Here is a 6,463-nt window from a genome sequence, read left to right on the forward strand (position 1 = left end):
GGCGGCGAAGGCGGTGAGGCCGGCGGCGAGCGGGGTGAGGACGGTGATGAGGAAAAGCCCGAAGACGAATTCTCTTCGAGCGCTGTCGTCTTCGTTCATGAAATTCAGTATGCGAGGTGGACATGAGAATTGTCTGCGGGTCGGTGCAGCATTCCCGGAATGCCCGGCCCCGGTTCGGGAGTCACGGCTCCCGAACCGGTCGCGCGGTTACGGTGCGGGCGGTGGAGCCCGCCGTTCAGACCTGGCTCGGCAGGACCGCGCCCATGCCCGGGGGAGCGGCGATGGTGCCCGCCGGGAGAGCGGTCCCGCCACCGCGCTTGCGGGTGCGCAGCCGCTTCTCCACGAAGGTGGCGATCACGGTCAGCGCGTAGTTGAGGCTGATCATGATGACGGCGACCACGATCAGCGCCGGGATCGGATTCTGTTCCGCCGCACCGAGTTGCGTGCCCTTGCGCACGATCTCCAGGTAGGTGATCTGATACCCCAGCGCGGAGTCCTTCAGCGCCACCACCATCTGCGAGATCAGCGCGGGCAGCATGGCGGTGATCGCCTGCGGCAGCAGGATGGAGACCATCACCTGGGTCTTGCGCATGCCCAGCGCGATCGCGGCCTCGGTCTGTCCCTTGGGCAGCGCCTTGATGCCCGAGCGCACGATCTCGGCGATGACAGACCCGTTGTAGATGGTCAGCGCCAGCACGACCGCCGAGAGCGCCAGCTGATCGGAGGGGAAGACGTTGTTCTGCGCGAACAGGTTGAACAGGAAGATCATCAGGATCAGCACGGGGATGGCCCGCGAGATCTCCACGATGACCCCCGCGATCACCCGCACCGACCGGTGATCCGACAGCCGCAGCACGCCGAATACCATGCCCAGCACCAGCGCCAGCACGATCGACAGCGCCGCCGCCACGAGGGTGCCGCGCAGACCGGGCAGCAGATAGGTGTTCCAGACTTCGCCGTCGGTGAAGGGCTTCCACTTGTCGGCGGTGAACTGCCCCTTGTCGGCGAGCCCGCGGTAGAGGAACCACAGCACGGCCGCCGCCGCGATCACCACGACCACCGAGTAGATCCGATACCGCATGCGCGCCCGGGGTCCCGGCGCGTCGTAGAGCACCGACGCCGCCGGTTTCGACAGCAAGGACGTCATCGGGCCACCTCGTATCGCTTGGCCAGCCACCCGAAGAACAGGCCGGTCGGCAGGGTCAGGATCACGAACCCGAGGGCGAAGATCGCGCCGATGTTGAGCACCGCCGCCTCGTTCTCGTTCATCTCGGCCATGAGCAGCGCGGCCTCACCCACACCGATGGCCGAGGCGATGGTGGAGTTCTTCGTCAACGCGATGAACACGCTGCCCAGCGGCGCGATCACGGCCCGAAACGCCTGCGGCAGCACCACATAGCGCAGATTCTGCCCGAAGGTGAACCCGAGCGACCGCCCCGCCTCCGACTGCCCGAACGGCACCGTATTGATGCCCGACCGCAGCGACTCGCACACGAAAGCCGCCGTGTAGACGCTCAATCCGATGATGGCGAACCGGAAGTTGTTCTCCGAGATGCTGTCCGGCCCCTCGGCCGCGAGCCGCAGCCCCAGCGTCGAGTACAGGCCGATCGAGCAGAACACGATGATCAGCGTCAGCGGCGTATTGCGGATGATGTTGACGTAGAGGGTCCCGAGCCAGCGCGCGATCGGAATCGGCGACACCCGCATGGCCGTGACCAGGGTGCCGAGGATCAGCGCCCAGAATCCCGAGTACAGCGTGAGTTTGATGGTCACCCAGAACGCGTCGAGCAGTTTGGTGTGATAGTTGGAGATCAAGTCGAACACGACTGCCCCATTCCTCCGATCGAAAACGAAGCGTGCCGGGCGATTTCAGCGGTTGCGGGAAATCGCCCGGCACGCGTCCGTGCATCAGTACCGGTCGACCTTCGGCGGCTCCGGGACCTGGTAGCCGGTGGAGCCGAATTCCTTCTCCAGCGCCGCCTTCCACGCGCCGGAGGAGATCATGGCGTCGATGGCGTCATTGACCTTGCCGCGCGATTCGGTGTCGCCCTTCTTCACGCCGATGCCGTACTTCTCGACGGTGAACTGGTTGCCGACCACCTTCAGCGCGCCCGGCGACTGCGCCGCGTAACCGCGCAGGATGATGTCGTCGGTGGTGACCGCGTCGACGGAACCGGACTTCAGCGCCTCCACGCACAGCGAATACGTGTCGTAGGTCTGCAACTGCACCTCGTGTGCGTACTTGTCCTTGATGTTCTGCGCGGGGGTGGAGCCCTTCACCGAGCACAGCTTCTTGTTGCCGTTGAGCGAATCCGGTCCGGTGATGTCGGTGTTGTCGCTGCGCACCAGCAGCGACTGCCCGGTCAGGAAGTACGGCCCCGCGAAGTCGACCTTCTCCTTGCGCGCGTCGGTGATGGAGTAGGTGGCGACGATCAGGTCGACCTGCCCGTTCTGCAGCAGCGTCTCGCGCTGCGCCGACGGCGATTCCTTGAAGGTGATGTTCTCCGGCTTCACGCCCATCTTGTCGGCCACGTACTTGGCGACATCGACGTCGAAGCCGCTGAAGCTGCCGTCCTTGTTCTGCAGTCCCAGGCCCGGCTGGTCGTACTTGATGCCGATGGTGAGTTTGCCGTCGGCCGCGTGCTGGCTGGCCGTCTTGTTGCTGCTGCCGCCGCAGGCGGTGACGGTGAGCGCCAAGGCAGCCACTCCGGCGGCGATCCGGATCGCGTGGTTGATCCTCATCGAACGTCCTGTTCTCTCAGTGGGAGAGGATCTTGCCCAGGAAGTCCCTGGCACGATCCGATTTCGGTGCGGTGAAGAAGGATTCGGGTTCGGTGTCCTCGACGATCTGCCCGTCGGCCATGAACAGCACGCGATTGCCCGCGCGCCGCGCGAAGCCCATCTCGTGCGTGACGACCAGCATGGTCATCCCGTCCTTGGCCAGCTGCACCATGACATCGAGGACCTCGGACACCATTTCGGGGTCGAGCGCGGAGGTGGGCTCGTCGAAGAGCATCACCTTCGGGTCCATGGCCAGCGCCCGCGCGATGGCGACGCGCTGCTGCTGCCCGCCCGAGAGCTGCGCCGGATACTTGTCGGCCTGGTTGGCGATGCCGACCCGGTCGAGCAGTTCCAGCGCGCGGGCGCGAGCCTTGGTCTTGTCGATGCGGCGCACCTTCACGGGTGCGAGCATCACGTTCTCGAGAATGGTCTTGTGCGCGAACAGGTTGAACTGCTGGAACACCATGCCCACGTCGGCGCGCAGCTGGGCCAGCGCCTTGCCTTCCGCGGGCAGTTGGACTCCGTCGACGGCGATATCGCCGGAGTCGATGGTTTCGAGCCGGTTGATGGTTCGGCACAGCGTCGACTTGCCGGAGCCCGAGGGTCCCACCACGATCACGACCTGCCCCCGGGGCACTTCGAGATTGATGTCACGCAGTACGTGCAGCGAGCCGAAGTGCTTGTCCACATTCCGCATCGAGATCATCGGCGCGGACGTGCTGATGGAATCGGCAGCATCGGTCATGACCAGTGACCCTATCCACACCGTGCCCGATTTGCTCGCCTTTGGGTCGCACATGAGTGCGCCGGGGGTAATTCGACATCCTCCCGTAACTCTGGGAACGGCCTGGGGATCGGCTGCGAGATCCGGCACCGTTTTAGGGTCGTTCGAGGTCAGCCATTACCCTGGTTGGGTGAATTCGTTGGCGCAGGTTTCAGCACGTGATGAGTCGATCCATGACGATGCCCGGACCTACGAGGTCCGCACCTTCGGCTGCCAGATGAACGTGCACGATTCCGAACGCCTCTCCGGCCTGCTCGAGGACGCCGGATATGTGAAGGCCGACACCGGTGCGACCGCCGATCTGATCGTCTTCAACACCTGCGCGGTGCGCGAGAACGCCGACAACAAGCTCTACGGCACGCTCGGGCATCTCGCGCCGATCAAGGCCGGTCGGCCCGGCATGCAGATCGCGGTCGGCGGCTGTCTGGCCCAGAAGGACCGCGACACCGTCGTGAAGAAGGCCCCCTGGGTGGATGTGGTGTTCGGCACCCACAACATCGGCTCGCTGCCGGTGCTGCTGGAGCGGGCCCGCCACAATGAGGAAGCCCAGGTCGAGATCATCGAAGCGCTGGAAGCGTTTCCGTCGACGCTGCCCGCCAAGCGCGAGTCCGCCTACGCGGGCTGGGTGTCGATCTCGGTGGGCTGCAACAACACCTGCACCTTCTGCATCGTGCCGGCGCTGCGCGGCAAGGAGGTCGACCGCCGCCCGGGTGACGTGCTCGCCGAGATGCGGGCGCTGGTCGATCAGGGCGTGCTCGAGGTCACACTGCTGGGACAGAACGTGAACTCCTACGGCGTCTCCTTCGCCGACCCGACCGAGGAACGCGACCGCGGCGCGTTTGCGAAACTGCTGCGCGCCACCGGCAATATCGAGGGTCTCGAGCGGGTCCGCTTCACCTCCCCGCACCCGGCCGAATTCACCGACGACGTCATCGAGGCCATGGCCGAGACGCCGAATGTGTGCCCGCAGCTGCACATGCCCTTGCAGTCGGGTTCGGATCGCGTGCTCAAGGCCATGCGCCGCTCCTACCGCAGCGCCAAGTTCCTCGGCATCATCGAGAAGGTGCGCGCGGCCATGCCGCACGCGGCCATCACCACCGACATCATCGTCGGCTTCCCCGGCGAGACCGAGGAGGACTTCCAGGCGACCCTGGATGTTGTGCGGCAGGCCCGATTCACCAGCGCCTTCACCTTCCAGTACTCGATTCGCCCCGGCACGCCCGCCGCGACCATGCCCGATCAGCTGCCCAAGGAGGTCGTGCAGGAGCGCTACGACCGGCTCATCGCCTTGCAGGAGCAGATCTCCCTGGAAGGCAATCAGGCGCTCATCGGCGCCACGGTCGAACTGCTGGTCGCCGACGGCGCGGGCAAGAAGAACGACAAGACCGCGCGCATGTCCGGCCGCGCCCGCGACGGCCGCCTCGTGCACTTCCGTCCGACCGCGAACCCGGCCCCCGGCAGCGAGATTCGCCCCGGCGACATCATCACCGTCGACGTCACCGGCGCGGCCCCGCACTACCTGATCGCCGACGGCGACGTGCTGACCCACCGCCGCACCCGCGCCGGCGACGCCCACGAACGCGGCATCACCCCCAAGACCGCCCCCATCGGCGTCGGCCTGGGCCTGCCCAGCATCGGCGCGCCGATCGCGGTGGAAACCGCCGCCGCGGGCTGCGGCTCGTCCTGCGGCGACTGACCCGGTCGCGAACGGCGGGGTCGCTGTCAACTACGCAGCGTCATAGGGCAGGATGCCTGGGGTACGTGCGGTGAGAATTCGCCGGTAGCCGGGAACTTCCGACCGCACGCCGCCGACCAATTCAGTACCGCGCGCGAGCGGGGTGCGTGAGCGAGGACCGCGAGCGGAATGACCGAGCAGCAGCCCACCGGCCCCGGCGAGAATGCCGAGCCGGAGTATCCGGAGAACCCTGCGCAGCCGGAAGAGCAAGCGGCACAGGCAGAACCGACCGAGGCGAACGAGGAGAGCATGAAGGCCGCGGAGAACAATCAGGACTTCGAGCAGTTCCGCGCGGACCTCGAGGCCGTGGAACGCAAGATCGCCGGGGAGATCGATCCGGGCGTGCGGGCCATGGTGGTCGCGGGTTCGGTGTTCGTGCTGCTGGCCTCGTTGGTGCTGCCGCACGCGGGCAAGACCCGTGGCTTCGACGTGCTGCTGTACGACACCGTCGCCCAGGGTGACCACATCGGTCTGCCGTCGCGGCTGTTCGTCTGGTTCGTGGTGATCTTCGGCATCGGCTTCTCCATGCTCGCGCTCATCACGCGCCGCTGGCTGCTGGCCTGGATCGCGGTGGCGGGCTCGGCCATCGGCAGCGTGTTCGGTGTGCTGTCGATCTGGCATCGCCAGACCCCGGGCATCGGCAACTACCACGGCGCCGGGCCGGGCATCGGCCTGATCCTCGCCACCATCGCCATCATCGTGCTGACCTTCCACTGGGTGCGCGTCGTGTGGGCGCGCACCAATGTGCACTTGGCCGCCGAGGAGCAGCGCCGCCTGGCCGCGGCGAAGGCCGAGGAGCAGCAGCGTCGCCGGTTGTTCGGCGAGGACTGAGCTTTCGCGGGAGGGCCCGGCGGTCATCGAATTCGATGCCGCCGGGCCTTTTTCGTGCGCGGACTCAGGCGCGTTCGGGGCGGTAGGCGAGTCCGGCGGCCATGGCGGCCAGGCCCGCCACCACCATGAAGACCCAGCCCGCCCGGAACTCCGTCATGGTGCGGGTGGCCGCGCTGCCCAGCAGGGCGGTGAGGATGGCGACGCCCAGGGCGGAACTGGTCTGGCGGGCCATCATCAAGGTGCCGGAGCCCAGGGAGATCTGGTCGGCGGGCAGCAGCGTCGAGGCCCCGAACAGCGGCGGTTGCAGCAGCGCGGTACTGGCCCCGGCGAGC

At 66.7% G+C, this 6,463-nt stretch carries 6 protein-coding genes and 1 pseudogene; 2 read left to right on the plus strand and 5 right to left on the minus strand.

Translation table 11 applies throughout. The features are described from left to right. Window positions 1-235: 235 nt before the first annotated feature. The 4 genes from ACWELQ_RS34465 to ACWELQ_RS34480 form a co-directional block, all read right to left on the minus strand. Complete coding sequence (locus ACWELQ_RS34465; RefSeq protein WP_452401206.1) at window positions 236-1,147, minus strand: amino acid ABC transporter permease; 912 nt, start codon at window positions 1,145-1,147, stop codon at window positions 236-238. Beyond that, window positions 1,144-1,824 carry an amino acid ABC transporter permease gene (locus ACWELQ_RS34470; RefSeq protein WP_452401207.1) on the minus strand — a complete coding sequence of 227 codons (681 nt, stop codon included), beginning with the start codon at window positions 1,822-1,824 and terminating at the stop codon, window positions 1,144-1,146. Before ACWELQ_RS34470 ends, ACWELQ_RS34465 begins: the two co-directional genes overlap by 4 nt. 84 nt (window positions 1,825-1,908) lie before the next feature. Then, entirely contained in the window at window positions 1,909-2,742 is an 834-nt protein-coding gene (locus ACWELQ_RS34475; protein ID WP_452401208.1) for a glutamate ABC transporter substrate-binding protein, read from the minus strand. A gap of 16 nt (window positions 2,743-2,758) precedes the next feature. Continuing rightward, a complete protein-coding gene (locus tag ACWELQ_RS34480) occupies window positions 2,759-3,487 on the minus strand; it encodes an amino acid ABC transporter ATP-binding protein (RefSeq protein ID WP_452401209.1) in 729 nt (242 codons plus the stop codon). A 247-nt stretch (window positions 3,488-3,734) separates the two neighbouring features. Between ACWELQ_RS34480 and miaB the strand changes: the two genes are divergently transcribed. Together miaB and ACWELQ_RS34490 are read left to right on the plus strand one after the other, a co-directional pair. Next, a complete protein-coding gene (gene miaB, locus ACWELQ_RS34485; protein WP_452401210.1) occupies window positions 3,735-5,261 on the plus strand; it encodes a tRNA (N6-isopentenyl adenosine(37)-C2)-methylthiotransferase MiaB in 1,527 nt (508 codons plus the stop codon). Between the two features lie 288 nt (window positions 5,262-5,549). Next, window positions 5,550-6,131, plus strand: a complete 582-nt coding sequence (locus tag ACWELQ_RS34490) for an Rv2732c family membrane protein (RefSeq protein ID WP_452401211.1) — start codon at window positions 5,550-5,552, stop codon at window positions 6,129-6,131. Window positions 6,132-6,195: 64 nt separating this feature from the next. Here the strand turns inward: ACWELQ_RS34490 and ACWELQ_RS34495 are convergent. After that, window positions 6,196-6,463: pseudogene (locus tag ACWELQ_RS34495) on the minus strand (MFS transporter); the annotation flags it as partial.

This window comes from Nocardia sp. NPDC004722 (assembly GCF_053601505.1).